16 protein-coding genes are annotated in these 26,850 nt (G+C 43.0%); 7 read left to right on the top strand and 9 right to left on the bottom strand.

From position 1 onward, the window contains the following. Window positions 1-127 precede the first annotated feature (127 nt). Complete coding sequence (locus NO992_RS20485) at window positions 128-2,734, bottom strand: ExeM/NucH family extracellular endonuclease (RefSeq protein ID WP_371380182.1); 2,607 nt, start codon at window positions 2,732-2,734, stop codon at window positions 128-130. Window positions 2,735-3,031: 297 nt separating this feature from the next. Here NO992_RS20485 and NO992_RS20480 point away from each other — a divergent pair, with 297 nt between their 5' ends. Then, window positions 3,032-3,766, top strand: a complete 735-nt coding sequence (locus NO992_RS20480) for a substrate-binding periplasmic protein (protein ID WP_371380180.1) — start codon at window positions 3,032-3,034, stop codon at window positions 3,764-3,766. 112 nt (window positions 3,767-3,878) lie between these two features. On the opposite strand, the gene NO992_RS20475 is transcribed toward NO992_RS20480, so the two are convergent. Then, complete coding sequence (locus tag NO992_RS20475) at window positions 3,879-11,021, bottom strand: Ig-like domain-containing protein (protein WP_371380178.1); 7,143 nt, start codon at window positions 11,019-11,021, stop codon at window positions 3,879-3,881. 391 nt (window positions 11,022-11,412) lie between these two features. Then, window positions 11,413-12,372, bottom strand: coding sequence for an MBL fold metallo-hydrolase (locus tag NO992_RS20470; RefSeq protein WP_010369653.1), 960 nt, complete (start codon window positions 12,370-12,372; stop codon window positions 11,413-11,415). A 265-nt stretch (window positions 12,373-12,637) separates the two neighbouring features. Between NO992_RS20470 and NO992_RS20465 the strand changes: the two genes are divergently transcribed. The 6 genes from NO992_RS20465 to NO992_RS20440 all read left to right on the top strand — a co-directional run bounded on the left by NO992_RS20465 (window position 12,638) and on the right by NO992_RS20440 (window position 19,139). Further along, the gene (locus tag NO992_RS20465; RefSeq protein WP_371380176.1) at window positions 12,638-14,641 is read left to right on the top strand and encodes an alpha-amylase family protein; all 2,004 of its coding nucleotides are present in this window, start codon (window positions 12,638-12,640) and stop codon (window positions 14,639-14,641) included. A gap of 173 nt (window positions 14,642-14,814) precedes the next feature. Then, window positions 14,815-15,369, top strand: coding sequence for a type 1 glutamine amidotransferase domain-containing protein (locus NO992_RS20460; RefSeq protein WP_010369647.1), 555 nt, complete (start codon window positions 14,815-14,817; stop codon window positions 15,367-15,369). Window positions 15,370-15,431: 62 nt separating this feature from the next. After that, window positions 15,432-15,896, top strand: coding sequence for a pyridoxamine 5'-phosphate oxidase family protein (locus tag NO992_RS20455; protein WP_010369644.1), 465 nt, complete (start codon window positions 15,432-15,434; stop codon window positions 15,894-15,896). A 216-nt stretch (window positions 15,897-16,112) separates the two neighbouring features. Then, on the top strand, window positions 16,113-16,970 hold the full coding sequence (locus NO992_RS20450) for a mechanosensitive ion channel family protein (protein ID WP_371380174.1): 858 nt from the start codon (window positions 16,113-16,115) through the stop codon (window positions 16,968-16,970). Between the two features lie 9 nt (window positions 16,971-16,979). Further along, entirely contained in the window at window positions 16,980-17,801 is an 822-nt protein-coding gene (locus tag NO992_RS20445) for a magnesium transporter MgtE N-terminal domain-containing protein (RefSeq protein ID WP_253107295.1), read from the top strand. 3 nt (window positions 17,802-17,804) lie between these two features. Beyond that, window positions 17,805-19,139 (top strand): magnesium transporter, encoded by a 1,335-nt coding sequence (locus NO992_RS20440; RefSeq protein ID WP_371380172.1) that lies wholly within the window; start codon window positions 17,805-17,807, stop codon window positions 19,137-19,139. A gap of 57 nt (window positions 19,140-19,196) precedes the next feature. Here the strand turns inward: NO992_RS20440 and NO992_RS20435 are convergent, their stop codons facing one another. From NO992_RS20435 to NO992_RS20410, 6 genes are all read right to left on the bottom strand, one after another. Further along, window positions 19,197-19,409, bottom strand: a complete 213-nt coding sequence (locus NO992_RS20435) for a cold-shock protein (protein ID WP_010369631.1) — start codon at window positions 19,407-19,409, stop codon at window positions 19,197-19,199. Window positions 19,410-19,824: 415 nt separating this feature from the next. Next, window positions 19,825-20,406 carry a hypothetical protein gene (locus tag NO992_RS20430; protein ID WP_010369629.1) on the bottom strand — a complete coding sequence of 194 codons (582 nt, stop codon included), beginning with the start codon at window positions 20,404-20,406 and terminating at the stop codon, window positions 19,825-19,827. A 59-nt stretch (window positions 20,407-20,465) separates the two neighbouring features. After that, window positions 20,466-21,005: a hypothetical protein gene (locus NO992_RS20425; RefSeq protein ID WP_371380170.1), complete on the bottom strand. Its 540-nt coding sequence runs from the start codon at window positions 21,003-21,005 to the stop codon at window positions 20,466-20,468. 182 nt (window positions 21,006-21,187) lie between these two features. Next, window positions 21,188-21,985 (bottom strand): substrate-binding periplasmic protein, encoded by a 798-nt coding sequence (locus NO992_RS20420; RefSeq protein WP_371380168.1) that lies wholly within the window; start codon window positions 21,983-21,985, stop codon window positions 21,188-21,190. A gap of 488 nt (window positions 21,986-22,473) precedes the next feature. Further along, complete coding sequence (locus NO992_RS20415) at window positions 22,474-24,642, bottom strand: S9 family peptidase (RefSeq protein WP_371380166.1); 2,169 nt, start codon at window positions 24,640-24,642, stop codon at window positions 22,474-22,476. A gap of 115 nt (window positions 24,643-24,757) precedes the next feature. Next, window positions 24,758-26,710: a methyl-accepting chemotaxis protein gene (locus NO992_RS20410; protein WP_371380164.1), complete on the bottom strand. Its 1,953-nt coding sequence runs from the start codon at window positions 26,708-26,710 to the stop codon at window positions 24,758-24,760. Window positions 26,711-26,850 lie beyond the last annotated feature (140 nt).

The raw sequence follows: 26,850 nt of genomic DNA, 5'->3' as shown, positions 1-26,850 counted from the left end.
CTAGACAAGGAAAAAACTAAGTTGTGCTTTAGCAACAATGAGTTGGAACATTCCTTATCCAAACCTCAGGTTAATTATTCTTAAAAGAAAGGGAAGCTAATTACTTCCCTTTACCATGGTTATTACTTTAATTCGCTTTTGTCGCTTTATATTTGATAGTTACATTGTAGTAAGGGAATAGGCCGCGTAGGCGGAAATTCCATTTACCTTCTGCAGGCTCGTCAAATACACAGCTTTCTTCACTCCCCCAAAGGTATGGGCGGCAGTCGTACTTGAAGAAGTTTGGCATTTTCTTATGGCGTACATATAGGTCTGCTTCGCCTTGACCTGTGATTGATACTTCTAGTTTATCAAAGCCCGCTGGTAGCTCAATTGAGCGATGTTGCCACCAGAACCAACCTGCAAGGCCTGTAAACTCGCCTTCAATAATCGTCGGCTCTTTAGCAAGGTTAAGGTCGATAACCACAGGGTCATGATCCGATGCGCGATAAGCGTGTGTTGCGTAAAGACTTGCTTTGTGAGTATCTGACTTGTACTCAGTGTTGTAATCTAGCGCAACGGGTTCGTCAGCATTGATATGCCAATCCGTTACTGACTTTACTTTCTCCATCATCGTGTTTGAAGCAAAGGCGTGATCTAGGCTACCGATACGTCCTTGATACACGTATGAATAATCTAAGCTATTGCCATGAAGCGTTTGCTTGATGTTGGCATAACCATTCTCGACATAGGTGTTGATTGGATCTTCCTGAGCGTACGCGTTCATGTCACCTAGAATAATCACATCATCTTCTGCAACTCCTGTCGGATTTGTGCCAAGCCAAGTCGCTAGGGTATTAACCGCTGTGACTCGAGTTTGGTTCCAACAACCTTGACCATCATTTTGGTCTTGATCTAAGCCCTCAGCTTTTGAGCAACTGCCTTTAGAGCGTAAGTGAGCCATTACCACAGTGAAGATTTCTTCGCCGTTTGCCTCTTTGAAAGTTTGTACGACAGGAGGACGGTTACCGTAATCAAATGGTACTGTTTCGGTAAATGCTGGCGTGCCTACTTCAGCTACCTTGTTACTACGATAGATGATGCCGGATGTAATTGCATCCCCACCCACTTGGTCAACATTAAGGTTTACAAATGCGTAAGTGTTAGAAGAATCTGTCGCATTTAAAGCGTTAACGAGATCGGCAATCGCACTAAATTCACCAAAGCCATCGTTTTCTACTTCAAGTAGACCGATGATATCGGCATCGAGCGCCGAAATTGCAGCAACCGTTTTTGCTTTTTGGCGTTCGAACTCTTCTAGATTGTCAGCTCCTCGTGACGTTGGGAAACCTGCACCTTGACCGTCACCATTGAAGTAGTTTAATACGTTGAAACTAGCAATACGTAAATCTCCACGCACTTCTACCTGAGGTGCTTCTGTACGTAGATTAGTATGAACGAAGTTTGGTGTTGTCGTTGGGTGAATACGGTATTGGCTATAACCATATCCCATTACACCCTCAAGGCCCGTCACAGAATCGCCCAGTCGTAAGGTGTTATAGGCATCTAGTGTGGGTGATGGGTAAGGAATAACGTCAGGGTTTTGTACTGATGAACCATCATCCAGTAAAATTTCTTTGCGCTTGTTCTCAGCTTCTAGCTGGTTTGCTGCATCACCAGGAGTAGCTACTTGAGTGCTTTGGTACAAACGTTCAGTACCTAAGCGTACTTCGCCGTAACGTGCAAGTCCGTATGTATCGTTAACGACCAACTCATTTGAAATCGAAACCAACATGCCTTCGTAGGCTTCAAGACCATTCTCTGCAGGTAAAGTAACGGTAGTTGCTGAAGCCGTAGCAGAACCACATAACTCAATTGCGTCGACGTTAATAAGTTGAGTTTGACCATATTTCTCTTCAACTTTACCACGTAATTTAACCACATCTCCTGTACTTACTGGTGTTGCAGTATATACGACAAAAATACCTTCGGACGTATTACTATCAGCATCATAGTCAGTGCTTTCTTCTTGAATGAAGAAGCCACCAAGCCCTGCATCTGATTGCATGCTTGCAGTGACAACAGCTTGAACTTCAACCGTTTCTCCAGCTAATGGACTTGCATCGCCTGCGCCCTGAATGGCACTGATCAAGGTATTATTTTCGCCACAGATAACAGGCTCTGGCTCAGGTACGTCACCGCCATTAATGTGGATACCTAGGTTGCTAAAATCGTCTTTAGCAAGTGCAAGCCATTGTCCAGCGCCAACAAATGCAGAAGTTGCATCGGTGCGGCCAGTGGTTATTGCAGGATCTCTGACAAGCGTTTTATCTTTTGTTCTAATATCGCCATCAATCCATTCACTACCTGGGTCGACACCCACCTGACCTAGGCTATCAACAACTGCACCATTGAGCGTAAGCGTAACGGCGTCATCACCATTAAACCAGCTACTTGTGTTTGTTAACTGTGCCTTTGCGATGATCTCTGCTGCGGAGTCAGCATGAGCAATAACATAAGTTGATTTAGCCGCAAGTTCACCACTTAACTCAATGTTCGTGCGGGCTTCTGTTGCGCCATTAAAGAAAAAATTGACTGAGTAACCAGTTAGATCGACAGCTTCGTCACTACCATTGTAGAGCTCAATGGCTTTGTTATAACTGCTACCTTCAACATACTCAGAGATAATCACCTCTGCTTGTGCATTTAGGCAAGCTAATGCAATAGCTGAAGCTAGGATAGATTTTTTAATCATTTTTTATTTTCCCGTGTATTAGAATTATCCGAATTTTTATTCGGACGCAGTATTTTAAGCGCTATTGATGACAATTCAATTAAACTTCACTGTTTGTTTACATTGGTTTACACTAAATTGTGTGTTGAAGGACAAAAGTCGTTGAATTTTATGCCATATTCAAACGTTGCCTGTGAGCAATTATGTGTATATTTCGAGATGCAACGGTTGCGCTATACTCAATTAGGATCGGAGCAAGTATTTGTAGCAAAGTTGCCAGTCAACTTAGTTTGAAAGTGAAGGCGGGAGTGCGTAAACATGGCGATAAAGAGTGTAAAACAGTCATGCCTTCTGTTTATTGCCCTGTCATGCACATCATCGGCAAATGATGCCATAGTGGGAGCACATAATGTTTGGCCTCCCTACGTCATTAACGAACATTCCGGTTTTACTGTTGATTTAGTTCGCGCGGCATTTAAGGCCGAGAATCAAGATTTTGAAATGCTCATTATGCCATTCAGTCGTGCCATGCGAATGGTTGAGAAAGGGCAGGTCGATATGATCCCCACTTTATGGCGTTCTGAAAGTCGCGATGAACGCTTTATTTTTAGCAATGCTTATCACAGTAATAGGCTGGTACTTATTTCACGTACAGAGCCAACCATTCATTTTAAAGAGTTGGACGATCTTAAAGGACTAAGTGTATGTGCTATTCGGGGCTTTCGTTCTGAAATTGCACTCGCTCAGATCCCACAAATTCGCCTAGAAAAGCTCACAAACCTGACTTCCTGTTTGTCGCTTCTCAATAAAGCGCGAGTAGATGCTGTAGTTAGCGACGAGCTTGCTTTTGTGTATTTACAATCTCAACACGCTGAATTTCGCAGCTTCAAAGTACATCAACCGACCATAGCACAATGGCCGCTTCATATTGGCGTTAGCAAATCTCATCCGAATGCAATAGCAATAATTGAGGTGTTCAATAAGGGTTTGATACAACTTAAGACGAATGGTATTTATCAGGCAACACTTAAAAAGTATCAATTAGATGAGTGAATAACCGAGCATACTCGCTTCTGTTAGCACTGTGTTTTATCGCAAAAAGAAGGGGGTAATGAAGCTTAACTTCATCACCCCCTATCGTTAGATTGTTAACCTGTTAAGGTGGTTAACGCGTAGTAGCTTGCCAACGGCGAACTACAGCAAGTGCCAGACAGACCCAAATCAACCATAATGGCATACTACCGCCATCACTCTCGTTCGTGACGGTATCGGTAGGTGCTTTGTTGACAGTAATATTCACACTACCTTGGACACTTGCCTCACCATCTGTGATTGTGTAGGTAACGGTTTCACTGCCAACAAACCCAGCATTTGACTGATAGGTTAAGCTGTAATCGGCATTAACTGCGACACTACCGTGCTGTGCTGTTGCTTCAGTTACTTGCAGCGTATCGCCATCGCTATCACTGTCGTTTGCTAGCACATTAATGGTAATTGGCTTTCCTGAAACAACCGTTGCAACATCGGAAACCGTTATGGGAGCCGTATTGGCAACTACAGTAATTACTACGCTCGCTCCTGCGGTTCCTCCATTACCATCAGTTATGGCGTAATTCAGAGTATCTACTCCTATATATCCTGCGTTTGGTGTGTAGTACAGGGTATTATCTGAATTGATCTGTACTTCGCCAAAACTGGCTGACGCATTTGCTATGGTAAGCATATCTCCATCAGCATCAGTGTCATTCGCTAAGACGTCAATAGTAATATTGGTGTTCCACTTCATACTAATTGTATCGTCTAGGGCTACAGGCATCTGATTATTTGAAAGTAGTACACCCACACCTCCTGGGTCTACGATACTGCCATTTGCTTCACCATCGTCATCATTGATACCACCATCTTCTATCTGAAGTTGCACACACCAATGACCTTCAGTCAGTCCTGGCGACCAATTTTCATCTCCTGGAGGAGGACAAATGCCAGGTTCACCTTCTGCACTAAAGACAAGGTTATTTGCGTCTTCCACAAAGTTCACCCAAAGGCCTGATGACGCTTTAAACTTACGATAAACGGCATCTCTTGGGATAGGTAAGCGTTGTGGCATCACTAGTTGATAAACTTGACCTGCTTTAGGTAATCCATAAGCGATAAAGTCAAACAAGCCGCCAGTGATTTGCGCATCATCATCGCTGCCCAGTTGTGAGTTACCCTCGTCATCTGTCATCAGTAGCCCACCAGTTTCACCGCTCGCGGTAAACTCGCCCTTACGTAAACAGACTCCAGGGTTACCTTCAACTAAGAAGCCATCCTGTGTAACCACTTCTTGAGGCATAACATTACACTCGGTGATTGCATCTTGGAAATCAGGGATCCCGTCACCGTCGTCATCGGCATAACCTTCTTGGCTGTCAGGGATGAGATCGCCATCGGTATCTTCCGTATCAGATAATTGCTGCAATGATTGGGTCACTTGGATAAATACGCTATCACTATCTTGTGCACTACTTGAGTCTGTTGCTGTGTGTGTCACCTTGTAAGTGCCTGGTTGTAGATCCTGCGGGTTAAAGCTCAGTTGCAGTGTATCTTCCGTATATTGATCGGAAGTCATGCCCGTTACTTTCCATGTGCTCGCCACAGTATCACCAACATTTGGATCACTTACCGTTGCAACGACAGATACAGTTCCTTCATCTTGGCTAACGGTTAGCCTGTTTTGGTCATTCTGAGTCACAACTAGCGAGACTTCAGGCGCAATATTTTGTTCACTCACAGTAATAGTGGTTTCCCGTTTTGCACCAAGATTAACACCGCTATTCAAGCTGACCGTGATCGTTTCATCTCCCTCAAACTCCCCATCTGCAACAGTTTGAATTGAAATGTTGGCTTTCGTGCCCGAGTTTATCGTCACCGATCCGCTACTCAAGTCATGATCCACACCAGATATTGCGCTACCTGTTACGGTATAATCGACTGTTACTGGATATTGTGGAGCAGGGCCATTTAGTAGCACTTGAATGTCTATCTTAGCGCCTTCAGCAATGGTTCTATCTTTACTCAACGACACTAGCGGATTAACTCTCAACAGCTGTTGATCGGTTCCTAAATTACCGTTTGCATCTGTTGCTTGCCAGTAGACGTTATGTACTCCCGGTGCAAAAATGGTTTTACCTTCTGTTAGCGTAACGGGTAAAGGCTCACCGCTGCTATTGAGTGCTGTCGCAGTACCCAAGTTCACTTTGGTGAATAGGCCCGAAGCATTAACTTCTAGATCGGCAGGGGCGGTGACAACAGGAGGTTCACCATTGACTGCACCACTTATTTCTAACAGCGCACTTGCTTTAGCTCGACCACCATGACCATCACGAATAGCGTAATTCAGAGTAACAGCGCCTGCGAAGTTACTTGGAGCGGTGTACTGTAGTGCATTGTCGACTACGCTTGCGCTGCCTAAACTTGCCTTGACGCCTTCAATAATAAGGGTATCACCATCAACATCGGTATCATTGGCTAACACATTCAGGGTGAACGTATTGTTGGCACTACCATCAAGTTGGAAGTTATCGTTATTGGCAATAGGCAAATCATTTACAGCTGTGATAGTTAATGTAACGGTATAGCTATCACTTTGCAGCTCTCCATCGCTTACTGAATAGGTAAAGCTATCGTCCCCATTGAAGTCGGCTTCTGGTTGATATACCCAGCCTGTACCACTGCTGGTTAATGAACCATTTGTCGACTGACTACCAATTGTCAGCGTTAAGGTATCATCTTCAGCATCTTGTAATGTCGGCAGAATAGTCAAAGAGGTGTCTTCTTTAACGCTGAGCGAGAGATTCTCACCCGTTGGTGCTGTGTTTTCAGCAACCACTTCAAGGTTAAATGCTGGTAAACTCGCATTGTCAGTGCCATCACTAACGCTTATTTGAATACCGCTAGTCGTACCAATATCTGTCTCTGATGGTGTACCAGAGAGTTCACCGGTTGATGCTGAGAATATTGCCCAGCTTGGCTTATTCGTGATCGTAAAGCTTAGCGTGTCCTCATCTTCATCTGTTGCTGCTGGTATAAAACTATAGGTTTCCCCGACAGTGACTTTCACACCTGGTGTACCACTGATAGTTGGCAAGCGGTTGATGTTGACCACACTTAGCGAGAAGTTAAGGTTTGCACCTTCAATACCATCGCTAACACGAATTGTGATGTTGTATTGCTCGCCACCATCATTAAAGGTTGGAGTACCAGCTAGTGTACCCGTTGTACTACTGAATGTTGCCCAATCAGGCGCATTGGCAATGCTAAAGGTAAGATTGTCATTATCGTCATCGGAAGCGATTGGGGTAAAGCTATAACTTACTCCTTCATTTACCGTGGGAGGAGGTGTTCCACTTATTGTAGGAGCTCGATTCACATCGTTTACGGTGATAGAAAATGTCAGGTTTTGAGTGGCACTACCATCACTTACCGTAATAACTATACCGCTGTAAGTACCCGACTGATCGAAGTCTGGAGTTCCTGTTAGTGCTCCTGTCGTCGAGCTAAATGATGCCCAACCCGGCTGATTAGTAATGGAGAAGCTCAGGTTGTCATTATCAGGGTCGCTTGCCGTTGGTGTGAAATTATAAACACCACCTTCAAGTACCGAAGTAGACGGAGTACCACTGATAGATGGTGCCCGATTCACATTTACAACACTAATATTAAAGCTCAGCGTTTGTGTTGCGTTGCCATCGCTGACTGTAACTACAATACCGTTGTAGTCACCAGCATCAGTAAAACTTGGTGTGCCGCTCAAGGCTCCTGTGCTAGTACTGAAAGTAGCCCAACTTGGCTTATTGGTGATACTGAAAGTAAGCGTATCTCCGTCAGGATCAGAGGCTGTTGGAGTAAAGCTATAGCTGCTATTTTCATCAACGCTGGTCGCTGGTGTTCCACTAATACTTGGTGTGCGGTTCACATTGACGACAGTAATATCAAAATTCAAGGTATCACTGGCTGTGCCATCACTCACTGTAATAACAATACCATTGTATGCACCTGCATCGGTATAACTAGGTGTTCCCGTCAAGCTACCTGTTGAGGTGCTAAAGGTTGCCCAGCTTGGTTTATTGGTGATGCTAAATGTTAAGGTGTCGTTATCTTCGTCAGTTGCGGTAGGCGTAAAACTATATGCAACATTTTCGTTAACGGTCGCAGCTGGAGTACCGCTAATAACCGGTGCTTTATTTAGTACAACAACAAAACTAAAGGTTTGGTTGGTAATAGCGGTAACACCGTCTTCCAAGCCATCCTCTAATGAAAAGACAAAACTATCACTCGCATTTTGAGAGTCGTCGTGGGTATAAAAGAGATTACCACTCTCAATATCAGCTTGTGTGAATGTACCATTGCTGCCGAGTGCTTCACCGCTGTCTAAGCTGTCATTACTGTTGGCATCTACAAAGAGGCTTCCGTGGCTTGGTAAGGTGGTTATCGTATACGTCAAACCTGTACCGCTATCATCTACATCGCTTGCAGACAGCGCAGAATTCGTGATGTTTATCGTTGTGCCTACATCAAGCGTTAAACCCGTATTCGTTGCGACAACGGGCGCATCATTAACGTTTGTAACCGTAATGGTGAAGCATTGCTCACTAGTCTCAGTACCATCGGAAACAATTAAACAAATATAGTGATCGCCAACATCGTCGTTGGTCGGTGTACCTGTTAAGGTCGTTTCAGCAGGTGATATCTTTCGAATACGATGGTTACCTGTATCTGCAACGTACACAACGTCATTACTGTCAACCGCAATACCATAGGGTTGACTAAAGCGTGCCACACTTACTAGGCCGTCGGTATTTCCTGAAGCCCCTGCGCTTCCTGCATAGGTTGTTACCACTCCAGTACTGGTGATTTTACGAATGGTGTGTGCAGCTTGCTCGGTTACATAAAGGTTATCTGCGCTATCTGCGGCCACATCATAAGGTTTATTAAAGCTTGCTTGCGTTCCTGTACCGTTTGTTGAACCTGCAGAGCCTGTGCCTGCAAAAGTGGTTACAACACTTGCCGAGGTGACTTTACGAATAGCGTGATTGTTGCGGTCAGCAATAAATAGGTCGTTATTGCTATTACTGCCACCATTATAAGGGAAGTTGAATGTTGCAGATGTTCCTGTTGCGTCCGTAAATCCCGACGAATTTTTACTACCTGCAAATGTAGTTACGACGCCTGCAGGTGTAATTTTACGAACAATATGAGGGTTTGTCTCTACGACATAAAGATTCCCGTTGCTGTCAATAGTAATCCCAGTTGGTGCTGCGAAGGTTGCGGCCGTACCCGTTCCATCATCGCTACCGTAGGTGCCGCTACCAGCAAAGGTCGTTACTACACCTGCTGGCGTAACTTTACGAATAGTATTGTTAGAAGAATCTGCAACGTAAACATTACCAGATGAATCTAGCGTAACGGCTTTGGGGAAGTTAAACGAAGCTGCGCTTCCTGTTCCGTCGTCAGAGCCTGCACTTCCAGAACCAGCTAGTGTCGTTACTACCCCTTCAGGGGTTATTTTACGGATAACATGGTTACCATAGTCAGCGACGTACACGTTACCGTTACTGTCGGTTACCAAGTCATACGGCGATTTAAACGAGGCGGCAGTGCCTGTACCATCTGCATAGCCCGAACTTTGACCTGCAAGGGTCGACACCGTTGCCTCTGTGCTTGTGTTTAAGCTTAACCAGCTAGGAAGCGGAGTACTAGCCGAGACGGAAACGGTGACTGCGTCTTTGTCTGGGTCGCTAGTTGTCACTGAATATTTGTATACTGAATCCTCAGTTGATGCAGTGACCGCTGTAGAAGTAAACGTTGGCTTATCGTTGACTGCCGTGACGTTTACTGTGCTGGTTGCGGCACTACCATCAACGGTACCATCATTCGGCGTAACCGTAAGCGTCATCGCCGTTGTAGCGTCTGCTGCCGTGGTAATGTTGAGTTTAGTCGTCACATCGAGGTAGGTATTAAGCGCAGCCGCCGACCCACTTAATGTCATACTTGCGGTACCACTTCCAGCTATTGTGACGCTGCTCACTGTACCATTGCCATCAGTGCTTGCGATGGTGCCGCTGTCCAGCGCTAAGGTGACTGTTAAGTTGTCATCTTCTCCATCAGCTAACGTTACTGCAGAGAGAACAATCGTTGTCGCGACATCTTCTGTCACAGTAAAACTTGTTGGTAAATTGCTAATTGTAGGAGCTGTGTTGGAGATATTAGCGTCTAGATAGGCTGACTCATGCCATGCAACACAGATAAAGTTGATAGCGTTATTACAGGGGATACTACCAATTAATGCATACCAGCTGCCATTTTGATTGACTATTCCTTTGACGCTACTTGAGGATGAAGTACCTCCTGAGCAGTTGCTTGCGGTACTTAGAGTGCCATTGGATTCTGAAAAGCTCCAAAAGTATTTAACGTTACCTGAAGATTCTAATATATCTGGCGCATTACTGTTAAGAGAGCTCAATGTTCCATTAACAAAATCATCCCAATCTGTATCTGCCAGTTTTGTGCCACCGGTATTATAGACATTGACACTAGGCATACTGTAATTGGTGTCAAGGCTGGCAATATCATCCGATGCAGTGAATGACATAACTGCGTGTGCGTTGACGGGTCCATTACTTACAGCGGTTGGCGCTGAACTATCAATTATATTGTTTAAACGGCTATGCTTGCGTATAAATTTACTTTTGCACATTGCATCAGCATTCGCTCTGGCTTCTGCTGCAGTTGCACCAAAGTTACCATTACTCAATTCGCTTGTTTGGTCGGCGTAGTCAAATACCATGAGTTTATCTGAAGCAGGCAACGTTGTGCCATTACTAACATAGTAGGCCTCAAATACTTCAGGTTTAATACGGTTACTCGCCGGTAACAACGAGACAACACCATTGTAGCTGGCAAGGTCACCTCCAGAGAGCGTAACGTGGTAAATCGAGCTATTACCCGAGTCGACGGTGACTTGTGTGACTGATGCGGTTGTTTTACTACCTGTGTCAACAGTTGTGTTGTTGTCAGTGTCTTTCTCATCACCTAGTATCGTAAAGTCACTGGCAGTTGGTGCAACGGTATGTGCATTAACAAACGTGACTTTAAAGACCAGTTCATCAGCATTTGTCACTTCATCTGATGGCGTGAGTCGTTCGACTTTCTTCCAATTTTCGAGTGCAAATGCGGATGAGGTTAAGGCGAAAAATATACTGCCAGCTATGCAGCTGTTAGAGACAATCTTACGAACACGGCTTAAAAGTGAGCGCTGTGTAATCATAGTGACCCCTGAGTGTTTCAGTTACTAGGTTGATAACATTAATAGAACTGCTTTGAATGACATCTTTGTGGGTTTTTTATACAAAGATGTCATTTGAGTGTAGTTGATGTTTTGAAGCCTAGTATCGACAGTTATTAAAAACCGTCACCTAAAGCAGGGACTTATAGGATTTTTGTTTTTATTTTTGCAATTGTTTTTTTCGTAAAAATTTAATAGAACAAATTTATTAACAATATTTCAATGTAATTTGATGAATAAAGTTATTAATTGGTCGGGTTTAATATCGTTCGTTTTGTTAATGTCAATTATTGGGTTGGCGTTCATTTTTGACTAGAGGAGGCTGGCTGTGTTGTTACTTTCAAAGCTACATCAACTTCCTCTGTTGTTATATTTATGTTATTGGAGAAAACTGAAGCCGCTGTTTATCAATCATCATTTCCAATAGGTACGAAATACTGGTATCAAAATCTTGATACGCTTTACCGAACTTTGTACGCAATGTAGCTTGTAATGATTCTTGTATCTTTGCTGGCGTTGTACCTTTTACTAGTGCTTCATGTACTGCATTCGAGGCATAAGTTAAAAATTGAATATCTCTAGAAACTGATTTCACCGAGGTATTTTCCCCGTGTCCGGTTAGTACGAGGAGAGGGCTTAATTGCTCCACTTCTTTGAGTACCGAAATGAGCTGGGTAATGTTACCTCTAGGTGTCATAATGGGCATAAAGTTGGAGTTTACTACGTCACCACCAATTAGAATGCGTTGTTTGGGTAGCCAAAGCATAACATCACCTGGCGAATGGCCATCGTTGGCGAATACAAATTCAACTTCAGTATCACCAAAAGTACGGGTTTGTTGATGTAAAATGATTGAGGTAGGGATGACGAGTGTGCTCTCACCAGTTGCGCCTTTAGTCATATTAAAAAATGCCTTAACATCAACCGGTCCATCGCTTTTCATCGTCTCAGCGGACAAAGAGGTGGAGATAAGCTCTGCACCGAGCTTTGCAAAAGCGGCATTACCAAGCCAATGATCGGCATGGCTATGAGAGTTGACTACCCAGCGAATTGGCTGTTCAGTTACACGTTTAATTGCTGCGATAATAGCGTTACCAATGTGCTCGGATGAACCAGAATCGAACACTAACACACCTTGAGTCGTAATAATAAAATGACTGTTTGAATTCCACCCTTTATTTTCAACTGTTGGTCTGCCATAAAAAGGAGATATTACGCTATAGACATTCTTTGAGACCGAAACGGCTTCTAACTCAAGTGATTGAGATTGTGCACTGACGTGAGCACAGAAGAGCCCAACAATCATGAGCCCTGATTTGATTCGATTTAGCATCGTTTATCCATATTGTTATTATTTATATCAGTGCTTGAAGCTGTCTACTTCAAAGACCAATTGAAACTACATTTTCTCCAAAATGAGTTCAAGCGCTTACGCTGCTTAAAGTGTAAGCAAGCGTGTCACCTTATTAAACTCGCTTTTTAAAGCCTCAAATTATCGTTCAGCAGTCGAACATCGATGATCTTATGCATACGTATTCAATAGATTGTTTAGCTAGGAATTCTATATTGTTAATCTTGTGTGAATAAGAGGCGCAATAATGAAAAATATAAAACTAAACCAAATTGCAGCGGGAGTGTTGTTAACATCCAGTTGCGTTACACCAGCACATGCCGCTGAAGGCGACCCAACAACATTCGTTCATTTATTCGAATGGTCTTGGCCAGATGTTGCTACGGAATGTGAAACGTTTTTGGGGCCAAATGGCTACGCGGCAGTGCAAGTATCACCACCCAATGAGCATATTACAGGGGATCAATGGTGGACTCGTTATCAGCCAGTCAGTTATGAGATTGCGAGTCGTAGTGGCAGTCGAGCCGAATTTGCCGATATGGTCGCGAGGTGTAAATCTGCCGGAGTAGATATCTATGTTGATGCCGTTATAAACCACATGGCTCATGGCAGCGGGACCGGAGTTGCGGGTAACACTTTTGGCAACAAACAATATCCTATCTATAGTCCACAAGATTTTCATGAAACCTGTGCAATAAACCCTGAAGACTACGGTAATAATGCATGGCGAGTACAGCACTGCGAACTCGTAGGGCTTCATGATTTAGACACCGATGCGAGCTACGTACAAAATACCCTAGCGGGCTTTTTGAACGATTTACAGTCTCTGGGCGTGGCAGGGTTTAGGTTAGATGCAAGCAAGCACATGCCTGCAAGTGATATTGGCGATGTGTTAGCCAAGTTAAATCAACCAGCGGTCGTTTTCCAAGAGGTGATTGATCAAGGAGGCGAGGCGGTTTCTGCTTCTGAATATCATCAAAATGGTTTAGTCACTGAGTTTAAATACAGCATTAAACTGAGCGAGACATTTAAGCAAGGCAAGTTGGCTTGGTTAAAAAGCTTTGGCGAAGCTTGGGGTATGATGCCAAGTTATAAAGCCGTGGTATTTACAGACAACCATGACAACCAACGCGGGCACGGTGGTGCAGGCTCCATCGTTACCTTTCATGATGGTAAACTGTATGATTTAGCGAATGTATTTATGCTGGCATATCCTTATGGTTATCCTAAAGTGATGTCGAGCTACGAATTTAATGGCGACACTGATGCTGGTGGCCCTTTGGTGCCTGTTCATCAAAATGGTAACCTCAATTGCACCAGTCAATTATGGCAGTGTGAGCATCGTCGCCCAATGATTGCAGGTGCAATGCAGTTTAGAAATCATACTAATGGCAATTGGACGGTGGCAAATTGGTGGGACAATGGTAATAACCAAATTGCATTTTCTCGAGGTGATTTAGGCTTTGTCGCCATTAACCGCGAATCTTCTAGTATGGTCCAAAGCCTGCAAACGGGGCTTTCTGCCGGAACCTATTGTGATGTGCTAAGTGGAGGTATCGGCCAAGAAAACTGCGCGGGTAGAAGCATCGAAGTTGATACCAATGGTTACGCACAAATTAATTTAGCTGCTATGGATGCCTTAGCCATTCATCATCAAAGTAAACTGGCAACACCACCAGAGATTGGTGATTGGCAACGCACATTAGTCTTTATTAAAGCAGAAACTCAATCTGGCCAGGATATGTTCGTTCGAGGTGGCCTTGATCATGCCGCAGCATTGCAGCGCGGGATTGATTGTAGCGCCAATCCTATTCTTTGCTCTTTACCTATCAAGCATTTGAACATCCGAAACATGACAACTGCGGCTTGGAAAGTAGCTGATAACAGATTGGATTGGCTAGCGGCTGAAACTGGGCAGTCTAGTGATGCCCAAGGGAGTCCGCTGGATTGGACAACCAATATTTGGCCTGCTAACTGGGGCGTGGAAAAACGTTACGACAGCGATGGTTTTGGCGTCATGTCACTCAATCAATGGGGAGCACATTACTGGTTGCTGGAAGTAGAAATGGACTGTAGCAAAACATTCAACGGTTGGTTTGAAGTAAAAGCATTCGTTAAAAATGGTCAAGGTTGGGAAGGGGATATTAACCAACAAGACACGCCATATACGAGCAATAATCACTTTGCTCAATGCGGAAAGTTGAACGTGTTTGAGTTTGGCACAAACTCAGTCTCTATCTCTTCATTATAATAAAGATGGACTAGGGCTAACCTAGTCCAGATTTACATTCCTTAGTTCTGTAAAGATTACATCCAATCAATACATTAATCTTTAATGTTTATATATATCATAAGGTTATATGGTGGTATCAATTCTGCATGTGCTTCTATCTCAATATCAGTAACGTATTGAAGGAGAGAATGATGACGGAGTCAGACAATATTTCAGTCGCGATCTTAGCCACTGATGGATTCGAACAAAGTGAGCTGATTAAACCCAAGCAGGCGCTTGAAAGCGCAGGATTTAATGTTGATATCATTTCATTAAAAAAGGGAGATATTACCGCTTGGGATGAAGACCATTGGGGTGAGAAAGTCGCCGTTGATTTAACCTTGGGTGAAGCCAAACCCAGTAAATATGCGGGGCTCGTTTTACCAGGCGGGTTATTCAACCCTGACAGACTAAGGCAGGAAAAATCGGCGGTTAAATTTATTCAAGCCTTTTCACAGTTTGGTAATAAGCGTCCAATTGCAGCGATATGCCACGGCCCTTGGCTGTTAATCGAAGCCCAGTTGGTGGAGGGAAAAACGCTTACCTCTTTCCCAAGTATCAAAACCGATCTTAAAAATGCAGGCGCAGACTGGATTGACCTTAAAGTTGCGGTAGACGACAACTTGATCACAAGTCGCAATCCAAATGATCTTGATGCTTTTAATGAAGCAATTATTGAGGCTCTGCAACAAGATACTATCAATTAATTGAAAGAGTGGGTTTGTGCCGTTTCAAGCAGACGCTAATTGGTATAAATAAGGAGAAGATAATGTCAGACATAAAGAAAACTTTTTGGGAAGCGCTAGACAGCAGCCCCAATGTGATGATTGGTTTGAGTGATGACAATAATCACCATGAGCCAATGCGAGCACAGTTGGATAAAGATGCCAACGGCGAGTTTTGGTTTTTTACCAGTAAAACAAATCGTATTGCTAAGTGTGGCAAAGCAACAGCACAATTTTCCAGTAAAGGGCACAATGTATTTGCTTGTATTCGCGGACACTTAATTGAAGAAACACGACAAGACGTACTTGATGCTCATTGGTCAAGACAGGCCGAGAGCTGGTTTGAAAAGGGTAAAGATGACCCCGAGCTTATCATGCTCCGTTTTGAACTGGATGATGCTGAAATTTGGCATGTTAGCCCCGACTTGAGCGGCTTATTAAAACTAGCCGTGGGTAAAAATGTGGAACCGGAAGAAATGGGTGAGCGAGAAACCATCCGCTTTAGGTAGCTATATCACCCAATATAAAGAAACAACTAGGGCGCAAAGACGGTACTTGTTTTTGCGTCTTCATTGCTTCCACTTACATGAAAATGTTCCCAAATGTATTGTTGGTAGTTTAAATATTTAGGACTTTGGGGAATTCTCTGGACAACGGCTAACACTGTGATAACAATGAATGTATTGATTTAAAAGTAAGTTGTTTCAGCTAATTCAGGAGTGTACATGGCCACCGGGGATACCTTTGATAATTGGCAACAGGCCTTATCTGCCAGTTACGAGCAATTAATCAATCAACTTGTTACTCATACACCGCAACTATTGGGCGCGGCACTTATGCTGCTCGTCGGATGGATAGTGGCGTGGCTATTGAGCAAACTGACTATTTCGTTATTTAAGCTTTGCAATCGCGCATTGGCGGGCTTGAGCCAACGAGTGCAAACTGAACAAACGCTTCAGCTAAATCTAAAACACGCTCGATTAATAGGGAAAACCGTGTTTTGGGTCACGATGATGTTTTTTATCGCAGCAGCCACGTCCAGCCTTGGCTTAAACTTCTTCAGTGATTGGATCTCCTCGCTACTTAGTTACTTACCAAATCTACTCGCTGGTATATTTATTATCGTTGGTGGTTATCTGCTTGGTAATTTGGCCAGTGCCATGGCAAGAGCCGGAGTGCAGTCAGTTGGGTTTGCGCGAGTCGAAGTTGCGGGTAACATAGCCAAACTCGCTATCCTATTTACCGCAACGGTAATCGGTATTGAGCAATTAGGGATCAATATTCAATTTGTGACCAATATGGTGGTGGTGCTGACAGGCGTATTGTGTGCAGGAGTTGCATTGGCCTTTGGTCTTGGGAGTCGAGAGCTAATCGCAAATACCGTCGCGGCAAAACAAGCGCTGCGTCACTGTCGAATTAACGATCAAATTGAAATTGCAGGCGTTTCAGGTACGCTCACCGAAATCACGGCAACGATGCTAGTGATTGAAACCCAAAAAGGGAGAACCCTAATACCGGCAAGGCAATTTTTAAAAGAATCGGCACATATTACCGCGACACACAGCCATTCAAGTAAGCAGTAGGGAGGCTCTATGTCAGCGTTAAACCTCAAAATTGCGCAACACTTTTTACAAGAAGAGCCAGCTGGCGCCGCGCGCTTACTTTCTTTGCAAACGCCAGATGTAGCTGCCGAGTTACTAAAAACGTTACCAAATGAAGTTGCTTTAAACGTGCTTAAAGTCATGCAGCCCCGCAGTGCAGCGGAAATTCTGATAACGCAAACGGATGTGGATATTGCTAGGTGGCTTGGCAAAATGAAGTTGGCTGATATTGCAGCTATCTTTAGGCATTTACAGGATGAAGAACTTGCCCGTTTTCTTAACCTCATCTCAGTAAGACGACAAACACTCTGTAAGATGTTGATTAGCTACCCTGATTATACCGTGGGAGCATGGGTTGAAACGGACGTATTAATTCTTGAAGAAACAATGACAGTTGAGGAGTCACTGCTGCGCTTAAAAAAACGTGACTATATCGGGTTTACGCTAGTTTATGTGGTAAACCAGCATCGCCATGTGGTGGGTCAGCTATCACTAACTCATTTGCTTCGCAAAGCGCCGCAACAGAAAATTGCAGATTTAATGGATACTCACGTCGTTTCTCTAAGTGGTTATACCGAGTTGCATAGTGCATTGAAATCGCCCGTTTGGGCGCAACAAGATCAGGTTGCAGTTGCCAATCGAAGTGGTGATTTTATTGGGGTATTGCCACATCACAGGGTGAGAAGTGCACTGGGTCGAATGGATGAAACAAAAGACAAGCCAAGCGAATCTTTAGATTTGTTAGATACCTACACCAGTTCGTTTGCCAGTATGTTAGATACATTGGTGCCAGTTAAGGTCAAGGGGAAATAAGCGATGGGCGCAGCAAAAGATACATTAGAGTCAGCGGTAGAGCAGCTCAGTGATGAGTTTTTAAATAAGTTTCCGCTCAAAAGTGCGCAGCTCCTTGGCACTTTACCTCCAGACGAAGCCGCTGAATTATTACAACAGCAGGCACAACATATCATTTATCGTTTATGGAAATATTTGCCGCCGGGAGCCGCTGAACAAATTTTCCAGCAATTTCCGGTGGATTATCAAGCACAATTTATCGTGAGCCTAGATAGCCATATTGCGGTCGGGCTTTTGAACAAGCAGTCGCAGGAAGCGCAGCAGGTGCTACTCGCTAAATTAAAAGAGCAGCATTCAACCATAGCGAATGAGCTCAGTGAGTTGCTGGTTTTTCCTGAAAATACCGCTGCGAGAATGATGAACAAAAAGGTGCAAGCGTTTTACTCAGATACAACACTACGTGAAGTGCTCGCGCAACTGAAACGATTAGACGGTAAAGTGCCAGACGTCATCTACGTATTAAACGAGCAGCAGGATTTAGTGGGTGAGACAACACTCAATGTTTTAGTGGGAAGTTCCTCAAGTAAAACGCTAATGCAGGTTGCGACGCCGATCCGAGTCACGCTAAATGTGATGGATCATAAAGATCAGGTCGTGGAAGCGTTTGAAGGGCACAAAGTGCGAGCAATTCCAGTACTTGATGCGCAGCAACAGCTAGTTGGGCAGATCCGATTTTTTGATGCCTACCAGTCAACCAAAGAAGATTTAGCGAGTGATATGCAGACCATGGTAGGTGCAAGTAAAGACGAAAAAGCCCTATCAAGTAGTTGGTTTGCAGTAAAGAAACGGCTTCCGTGGTTACAAATTAACTTGTTAACCGCATTTGCAGCCGCTGCCGTAGTGGGGGCATTTGAGGGTTTGATTGCTCAAGTTACCGCTTTAGCTATTTTGCTGCCAGTAGCAGCTGGGCAGTCGGGTAACGCAGGGGCTCAAGCTTTGGCTGTAACGATGCGAGGCTTAACACTACGAGAAATTTCAACGCGACACTGGTATCAGGTGATGCTAAAAGAAATGATGGTTGGGCTGTTAAATGGCATAGCAATAGCGGTTACTTGTGGCATTGGCGTATATTTGTGGAGTCAATCACTCGGCCTTGCACTTGTTATTGCGCTGGCGATGATATCGTCTCTTGTCATTGCGGGAAGCTCAGGCGCCATTGTACCAATAGCATTGAAAAAATTTGGACTCGACCCTGCGCAATCTTCATCAATTGTACTTACGACAATTACAGATATAGCGGGTTTTATGTCATTTTTGGGGATTGCGTTGTTACTGTCAGATATGTTGCCGAAAGGCTAAGTGAGGAGTGGGGGAATTCGTAGAGCTAGTGCAGGCACTAGCTCTGAGCAATACGTATTAGTTAACTACTACGTTGCTTGCTTGAGGACCTTTCTGGCCTTCTTCAACTGTGAAAGACACTGATTGGCCTTCAGTTAAAGTTTTGAAACCGTCAGAAACGATAGCACGGAAATGTACGAATACATCTTTACCGCCGTTTTCTTGAGTGATGAAACCAAAACCTTTCTCTTCGTTGAACCACTTAACTGTGCCGTTTACTGTGTTAGACATAATTGAAACCTTTTTCAAAAAATTAAATATGTGGTGAAAATCACCGATAAAGCGATAGATAAAACTTAGCTAGTAACGCATTGGTATATCTATAAACGACTTTTTAAAAAAAAGAGTATCAAGAAAAAACAGTGCAGCAGTAGTAAGTGCTCTAAGTATCTAAAGCCTGCATATAGTATAGCGTTCTTAAGGCGCTGTCCAATGAAGTTTGCAACTTTTTGTTTAAAAAGTGAGCAAAAGTGAATTTTGAGCGGATTTATTGGTGTCACGTTGATTAGGATGGACGAATTTGAAACATGTGTTTTCTAGCCTTGCGTGTTTAAAATCTACGGTTGTACAAGACTTCGCTTAGAGCTATCTTAACGAATACCTATTTGCTCGGAAGCGCTGAGAGATAACGCTTCCAAACTTCTAACTATTTGTATCTGTTGATTTCAACTTGGATCACCCCATCTTCAGGCGTTGAATTAAAGTAGAAGGGGTGATCTTGCCAGCGTTTATCGCTCCCAAATATTTTACCAATAGCCGTTGCGGTTTCGATTGGTTCATCTTTATTGATATATATATCCACTCGACAGGCCGTTTCACGGCAGTCAATATTAGTTACGCGTAGCTTGTTTAGAATGTTGTTTTCCATGAAAAAGTAATGAATTTGATCGGAAAATTCGAATGCCCAAGTTTCGTCTACAGATTGTTCGTTAAAGCCCTTATCATTCGAAGGCGTGATTGTTCTTTCCTCACTTTCTTTAGGTGTTTTGATTTCAGTATATTGGTTAGTGCTATTCTCATCCGCAAACTTACCATTAGGCTTTGGCTTGCTGATAGCTACTTCTTGGAGGTGTGGCTTTAAATTGTCGGAAGCTTTAATGTTGCTGGAGAGAGCTGCGATACGCTCCTCCAAATTATCTCGCTCAAACTCTAAGTCTGAGATTACCGTATTCAGATAGATAGAGTAAGCAGCTAATAAAAAAGTCCCTATTGCTGTAAGGTATCGCATAGTAAATCCTTGTTTATATTGTAATTATTATATTTTTAATAGTTTTCTCTATCATTCAGTCATGGTAAACGGAACTGAGCTAATAGTGTTTTAGCTTCAACACTATCAAATTGCCCACCAATATGCAGTATGTGTTGGCTAGATTTGTTAAAGATAAAAAGCTCATCAAAACTACGAGTGTTGTTGGTTAGCGATACGGCCAGCCAGTCTCCAGTGTTAAATATGCCAATGTCGTTAGGTGATGTAAGCTCATGGACTTGATAGGCAATATTGTAATCAATGGCTGGCTTATCTTTGTTTTTCAATGCGATAAAATAAGACGCAAGATCAAGCTCATACTTACTATGTAGACCGCCGGTAATATTCTCAGCCGTTTGTATCTGAAAAATGACTTCACCATACTCAGTTGTAACGGTGAACGAGGGTAACTCTGAATGAAGAATATTGAGATGAGTAACGTTTTGCTTGGGGATGCAGAGCTTCACTGTACTAAATTCAAGCCAGTATGGCTCGCCTTGGCATTGTGGTTTAGGCCAGCTTTCTGCATAGCTAGAGGTGGGTAATAGCGCAAAAAGTACAATTGATAATAATAACTTCATTGTTACACTCCAATGGCTGCAGACTCCTTTGTAAAATGCGCTTACAGTATTTTTAGCCGACTTCTCTTTGTTCATTTTTACGTCCTTATAAATGATACATTTAACAAAGAGGAGCATATAATGCATGAATAAATACTTAATTAAACTTGAATTTTAATCTGAATTCCTTTTTTACGAACGGCTTACTCTTCTGCCGCTGCTGCGTTGTCTATTACCTGCCTCAATGCTGCATCCATCTTTAGGATAAAATCTTGTTTAAATGGATATTTTTCTTCAAATCCTTTTAAGTACCCAATGTGGGCAGTGCGACGCATTACTATTTTATCTTCAACAATATTACTGGTGTTTAAACTTGGTGTTATCTGTGACATTTTATTAATACCAAGTAACGTGGAAAGGCGATCATTGACGTAACAATCAATGCGCCCACGTGCGAGCTTTTCGATATTTGAACGTGTGCTTTTGTTTTCCCAAAGTTGAATAAGTCCTTGTTTTTGCGCTTCCATTAGGCTTTCATCTAAGATGATATAACCGGCATTAATACCAATATTAAGCACTCTTTCTGGTTTTACATGAGGCAAGTTTTTTAACGTGATCCCCTGATTGCAAAAGGCAACCACCACCTCTTCTTGAAGAGGAATTGAATACGGCCAGATATAGGGGCGTTTTTTGATATGAATATAAGGTGGCATTAACGCCATTGCATCACCGGATGCCATAGAGGAAACACCTCGCTTCCAAGGTACCGCTTGCAAGTTAACTTGATATTCATGACTCAGCAAACGCGCAGCTTGCTTCACTATATCGACATAGATGCCATAAAGCTCGCCGTTAATTTGATAACTATAGGGTGGGTAAGCATCGTCGACCAAAATGGTTACTTTAATGGGTGCCGAGTATTCAGGTTTATGGGGAGCAGCGCTAGATAAAAGCGGCAGAGAGATACAGTAGCAAATAAAAACAAAGCGAAATAAATTCATTTTTCACTTATGTACGGAGTAGTCATTTTTTAAATATAGCCAACAAATAGCTAGTTTGTTAGGAGAGGGTACTAAACTTGTGTTATGGAGAACTTGGGCTAAAAATTCCCAATATTTATGTATTTAATATGCTTCATCAATGCTTAGATTGACGCACTTAGGTATTGACACTGCTAAAGTATATTTAACCTGAGCTGCGGATAATTAATGTCTTTCTAGCAGCCAGTTTTAGCGCTAACTGCGTTGAATTCACTTCCAATAGCAAGCTATTGGTGCGTAAATTCGCCTTGTTTTCCCTAAAACTCTCTGGCTAGACAAGGAAAAAACTAAGTTGTGCTTTAGCAACAATGAGTTGGAACATTCCTTATCCAAACCTCAGGTTATTTAGATCTTTTTAGGGAAAATGTGTACTAAAGAAAGTCAGTTGAATAGTTGGGCAAGAGCAATCAAAGGAGGCTGAAGCCTCCTTTGTATAATGTGAACGTTTACTACAGTTTATTCTCAGCAAGTGCGATAAAGAAACTATAACTTAATGCGACATCGTGGATACGCTTAAAGCGACCAGACGCACCACCGTGGCCTGCTTCCATATCAGTTTTTAGCAGCAGTAGATTATCGTCTGTTTTATATTCGCGTAGCTTAGCGACCCATTTCGCAGGCTCGAAGTACTGCACCTGAGAATCATGCAAACCCGTGGTTACAAGCAGGTTTGGATATGCTTGGGCTTTAACTTGGTCGTAAGGTGAGTAAGACAGCATGTAATCAAAATACGTCTTCTCATTTGGGTTGCCCCATTCGTCGTACTCATTTGTAGTTAGCGGTAGCGTTTCGTCAAGCATGGTATTGATCACGTCTACAAATGGAACTGCCGCATGTACACCATCGTACAACTCTGGCGCTTGGTTAATGACTGCACCCATCAATAGGCCACCTGCGCTGCCACCTCTGGCATAAATACGTGAAGCATCCCCATACTTTTGCTCAACGAGTGCTTTAGTGACATCAACAAAGTCGTTAAAGGTGTTCTTTTTGTTTAACTTTTTGCCATTATCATACCAAGGACGGCCAAGCGTTTCTGAACCACGAATGTGTGCAATAGCATAGACAAAACCACGATCTAAAAGGCTTAATCGGCTTATTGAAAAGGTTGGCTCAACATTAGAACCGTATGAACCATAACCATATTGTAATAACGGGTTTGAACCATCTTGCTTAAACTTATCTTTACGATAAACAATTGAAACCGGTACTTTTATGCCGTCACGTGCGGTGATAAAAATACGTTCAGATTGGTAGTTTTCAGGTGCAAAGTCGCCCAATACTTTGTCTTGCTTTAATAATGTTTTGTCCAAACTAGCAAGGTCGACATCATACACAGAAGCCGGGGTCGTCATACTCTGATAACCAATTCTTACCGCATTTGCATCTAGGTTTTCGTTACTAGTTAAATAAACGGCGTAAGCTGGGTCATTAAAGGTTAAACGCTTGCTTTCGTTATTATCTAAATTTAATACAGTGATTTGGCTAAGGCCATTTTCACGCGTTTCGTAAACTAGGTGCTGATTAAATAGCTCAAAGCTGTCTAGTTTTGCATCGGCATTGTGCGGTACAACGGTTTGCCATTTTGAAACGTCACTTGCATCACTGGCTTTAACGCGCATCAGCTTAAAGTTTACGGCATCTTTATTGGTGTGGATGTAATACCAGTCGCCAAGTTTAGCAATGCTATATTCGTGACCACTTTCTCTTGGAATAAAGCGCTCAGGAGTTGCTTTTACATTATCAGCGTCGAGTAAAGATACACCTGACGCCTCGGTACTTGAATGGTGAATGTATATTTTGCTCTTGTCTTTACTCTTTGAGATATACGTGTAATAGCTGTTATCTTTTTCTTCGTAAATTAATTCATCTGTGCTTTGTGCTGTGCCTAGAGTATGGCGGAACACTTGATAACCAAGCAAAGTAACCGGATCTTTTTTGATGTAATAGATAGTTTTGTTGTCATTTGCCCAAACGATAGGACCCGAAGCGCCTTCAATCGTATCGTCCAATAACTTACCTGTCGTTAAATCTTTGATTCGAATCGTATAAATTCGACGGCTTAATGTATCTTCAGCAAAAGCTAACAGGTTTTCGTTGGTTGAAATGGAAAGACCACCGACACCATAATAGTTTTGACCTTCAGCGCGGATATTCGCATCAAAGATAGCTTCTGCATTTTTACCATCTTGATGTTCGCTGCGGTAATAAGTGAAGTATTCTTTGTCACCCTCAGTGGCACTAAAATAATAATAACTGCCGTTTAATACTGGCACGCTGCGGTCATCTTTGACCACTTTGTTTTTAATTTCGTCAAATAAAGTTTGTTGGAGTTGCTCTGTGTTTACAAGCTTACTGTCGGTATAGGCATTTTCTTTGTTTAAGTGTGACAACACCTTTTCGTCACTTCTGGTATCGTCACGTAGCCAGTGATAATTATCAACAAGTTCTTGACCGTGAATGGTGGTCTTGTGTGGGATCTTTTCAGCTACAGGTGCAGTTACCGCTGTGGATTGTTCAGCTGTGACTTCAGACTTTGTGCGTTGTGACGGCGCTTCTTGACAACCGAGTACAGCAACCAAAGATGCTGCTACTAATGTAAATTTAAATTTCTTCATTTTTATTCTTCTGTAATAAATCAATTTATCGAGTCTAACTAGTTCTTATTATGAGGACAACTAATTGAGACGATATTTTGTCACAATTGCGAAAAACAAGATATTAGTTTTCTATTCAGTCAATATCAAAGCGGCCAACCAAACGCTCTAAGTCTTTGGCTAAGCTAACTAATTGGTCAGCACCTGCATTTAATGCGGCTGTTTCTTCTCCGACTTGTCGTACAGAAACATCCACCGAGTCAATCAAACGTCTAGTGTGGCCTGCATTTTCTCCTTGTAATGAAGCTTGTGATGCTATATTTGAAACCGAAGTTTTAATTCTTGATACTGCCTGCGCGATATCAGTAAATGCTTGCTGCGCGCTTTGTGATTGTTTGATAGTCGTCTCTGACTCGCTTACGCTTGACGTCATTTGGGCTGATACCGTCCTCGTTTGGGCGATAAGATTGGTTAACACTTGCTCTATTTCCTGCGTGGCGTCATGTGAGCGCTGCGCAAGGGTTCTTACTTCATCAGCAACCACCGCAAAGCCCCGACCTTGTTCACCTGCACGGGCAGCCTCAATCGCTGCATTTAACGCTAAAAGGTTAGTTTGCTCTGCGATAGAACGGATCACGCCCAAAATATTAGTGATATCTTGGCTTTCACTTTCGAGCTGGTTCATGGCGTTGGCGGATTCAGCCAACGAATGATTAAGCCTCGCAACCTGCGATACTGTACTTTCTATTGTGCTGTTACCACGCTGTGCGTGTCCGTCCGCAGTGACGACATCCTCCAAAGTATGACCGCAGCTTTCACTTATTTCAGTGGCAAGTTGTTCTACGGTTTCAGTGGTTGTGGTAGCACTGGCGGAGTCTTCAGCCTGCGCATGGCATTGATTACGGATATCATTGATACTCTTTTGTGACCCTAATGCAGCATCATTCAATGTTGAGGCATTGCTTTGAATATCTTTTACGAGCGAGTTAATTGAGTCCAAGAATTTATTGAACCACGCGGCCAGCTCTCCAATTTCATCATTGGTGATGACTTTTAAACGTTTGGAAAGGTTGCCTTCACCTTGTGCTATTTCTTTTAAACCATCAGACACCATTTCAATAGGTTCAACTATTTTATTGGCAAGTGTGATTGCAATAATAATAAATAAAATCACCATGATGACTGCGATAATAGTGATACTAATCGTCATATCGTAAGCTGAAGCTAAGATTTCATCTTCATCGATCACCGCGATAAATTGCCAACCGAGTGTGTCAGAGCGATAAATCTTAGCATCATAGGTTTTATTATCAGTTTCAATAGTGAGGTAGGGTTCGTTTGTGGCGCTGCGAATGGCCTTGTAAAGTGGGCTGGTGAGATCTTTAATGTGTTTAAAGTTATGATTTTTATTTTTAGGATCGGCAAGTACAGTGCCTTCGGCATCAAGAAGGATTAAATATCCTGACTCCCCAAGACGAATATTGCTAACGATATCGGTCAGTGTAGCAAGCGTTACGTCTAATGATTGTACGCCAATTACTTTGCCGTCACGTTTTATACCTGTGGCAACAGAAACCATGGCTTGTCCTGTTACTCCTTGATAAGGCTCAGTAAGGATAACTTTGCTGGGATCTTTAGAGGCATTTTGATACCAAGGGCGTTTTCTTGGATCGTAATCGCCAAGGGGCTCCGCAGGATACTGAATAAAACCACCAGATCCAGTGCCAAGATATACAAACAATAATTCTTCGTGGGTTTGTCCAAATGCCCGATAAAGCTCAAAAATATTGCTTTCGGTTTGACCGTTTTGTAGCGGAGTCATCGGTTTCTCTGCACCAAAATAAGTGGTGGTGTCTTGACCCACTTGTTGCACAGCCTTGGACTCGGCGAGGAAGCGAGCATTTTTCTTCATCTGCTCAAAAAACAGTACAAAAGACTGTTCGGCTTGTCTTATCTCATTGCCAGAAGCATCAAGGAATTTATCGAGAGAGTCACTTTTGGTCTGAGAAATGCTGACCACAGAAATCGCTAAAATAGGAATGATCACAGTGAGAACAAAGCTAATAATGAGCTTTTTGCGCATTTTCATACAGACAACCCTTAACTATCCGAGTGTTTTTATTATGCTCCTAGGAGGAGCGCATATTCTCGGGGCTAACTTGAGCCACGGGCGTGGCTCGTTCAAGTCCGTATAACAAGCTCTTTGCCGTGGTAAATTTGACCAAGCAA

Source organism: Pseudoalteromonas sp. DY56-GL79 (assembly GCF_041414765.1).
GTDB lineage: Bacteria > Pseudomonadota > Gammaproteobacteria > Enterobacterales > Alteromonadaceae > Pseudoalteromonas > Pseudoalteromonas piscicida.
The sequence above is the reverse complement of the archived record's forward strand: the minus strand, read 5'-3'. Positions and strand labels throughout refer to the sequence as shown.

Excerpts from the sequence above, each read along its gene's own strand:
- NO992_RS20485 (WP_371380182.1), bottom strand. The coding sequence starts at position 2,734 with ATGATTAAAAAATCTATCCTAGCTTCAGCTATTGCATTAGCTTGCCTA.
- NO992_RS20480 (WP_371380180.1), top strand. The coding sequence starts at position 3,032 with ATGGCGATAAAGAGTGTAAAACAGTCATGCCTTCTGTTTATTGCCCTG.
- NO992_RS20475 (WP_371380178.1), bottom strand. The coding sequence starts at position 11,021 with ATGATTACACAGCGCTCACTTTTAAGCCGTGTTCGTAAGATTGTCTCT.
- NO992_RS20470 (WP_010369653.1), bottom strand. The coding sequence starts at position 12,372 with ATGCTAAATCGAATCAAATCAGGGCTCATGATTGTTGGGCTCTTCTGT.
- NO992_RS20465 (WP_371380176.1), top strand. The coding sequence starts at position 12,638 with ATGAAAAATATAAAACTAAACCAAATTGCAGCGGGAGTGTTGTTAACA.
- NO992_RS20460 (WP_010369647.1), top strand. The coding sequence starts at position 14,815 with ATGACGGAGTCAGACAATATTTCAGTCGCGATCTTAGCCACTGATGGA.
- NO992_RS20455 (WP_010369644.1), top strand. The coding sequence starts at position 15,432 with ATGTCAGACATAAAGAAAACTTTTTGGGAAGCGCTAGACAGCAGCCCC.
- NO992_RS20450 (WP_371380174.1), top strand. The coding sequence starts at position 16,113 with ATGGCCACCGGGGATACCTTTGATAATTGGCAACAGGCCTTATCTGCC.
- NO992_RS20445 (WP_253107295.1), top strand. The coding sequence starts at position 16,980 with ATGTCAGCGTTAAACCTCAAAATTGCGCAACACTTTTTACAAGAAGAG.
- NO992_RS20440 (WP_371380172.1), top strand. The coding sequence starts at position 17,805 with ATGGGCGCAGCAAAAGATACATTAGAGTCAGCGGTAGAGCAGCTCAGT.
- NO992_RS20435 (WP_010369631.1), bottom strand. The coding sequence starts at position 19,409 with ATGTCTAACACAGTAAACGGCACAGTTAAGTGGTTCAACGAAGAGAAA.
- NO992_RS20430 (WP_010369629.1), bottom strand. The coding sequence starts at position 20,406 with ATGCGATACCTTACAGCAATAGGGACTTTTTTATTAGCTGCTTACTCT.
- NO992_RS20425 (WP_371380170.1), bottom strand. The coding sequence starts at position 21,005 with ATGAAGTTATTATTATCAATTGTACTTTTTGCGCTATTACCCACCTCT.
- NO992_RS20420 (WP_371380168.1), bottom strand. The coding sequence starts at position 21,985 with ATGAATTTATTTCGCTTTGTTTTTATTTGCTACTGTATCTCTCTGCCG.
- NO992_RS20415 (WP_371380166.1), bottom strand. The coding sequence starts at position 24,642 with ATGAAGAAATTTAAATTTACATTAGTAGCAGCATCTTTGGTTGCTGTA.
- NO992_RS20410 (WP_371380164.1), bottom strand. The coding sequence starts at position 26,710 with ATGAAAATGCGCAAAAAGCTCATTATTAGCTTTGTTCTCACTGTGATC.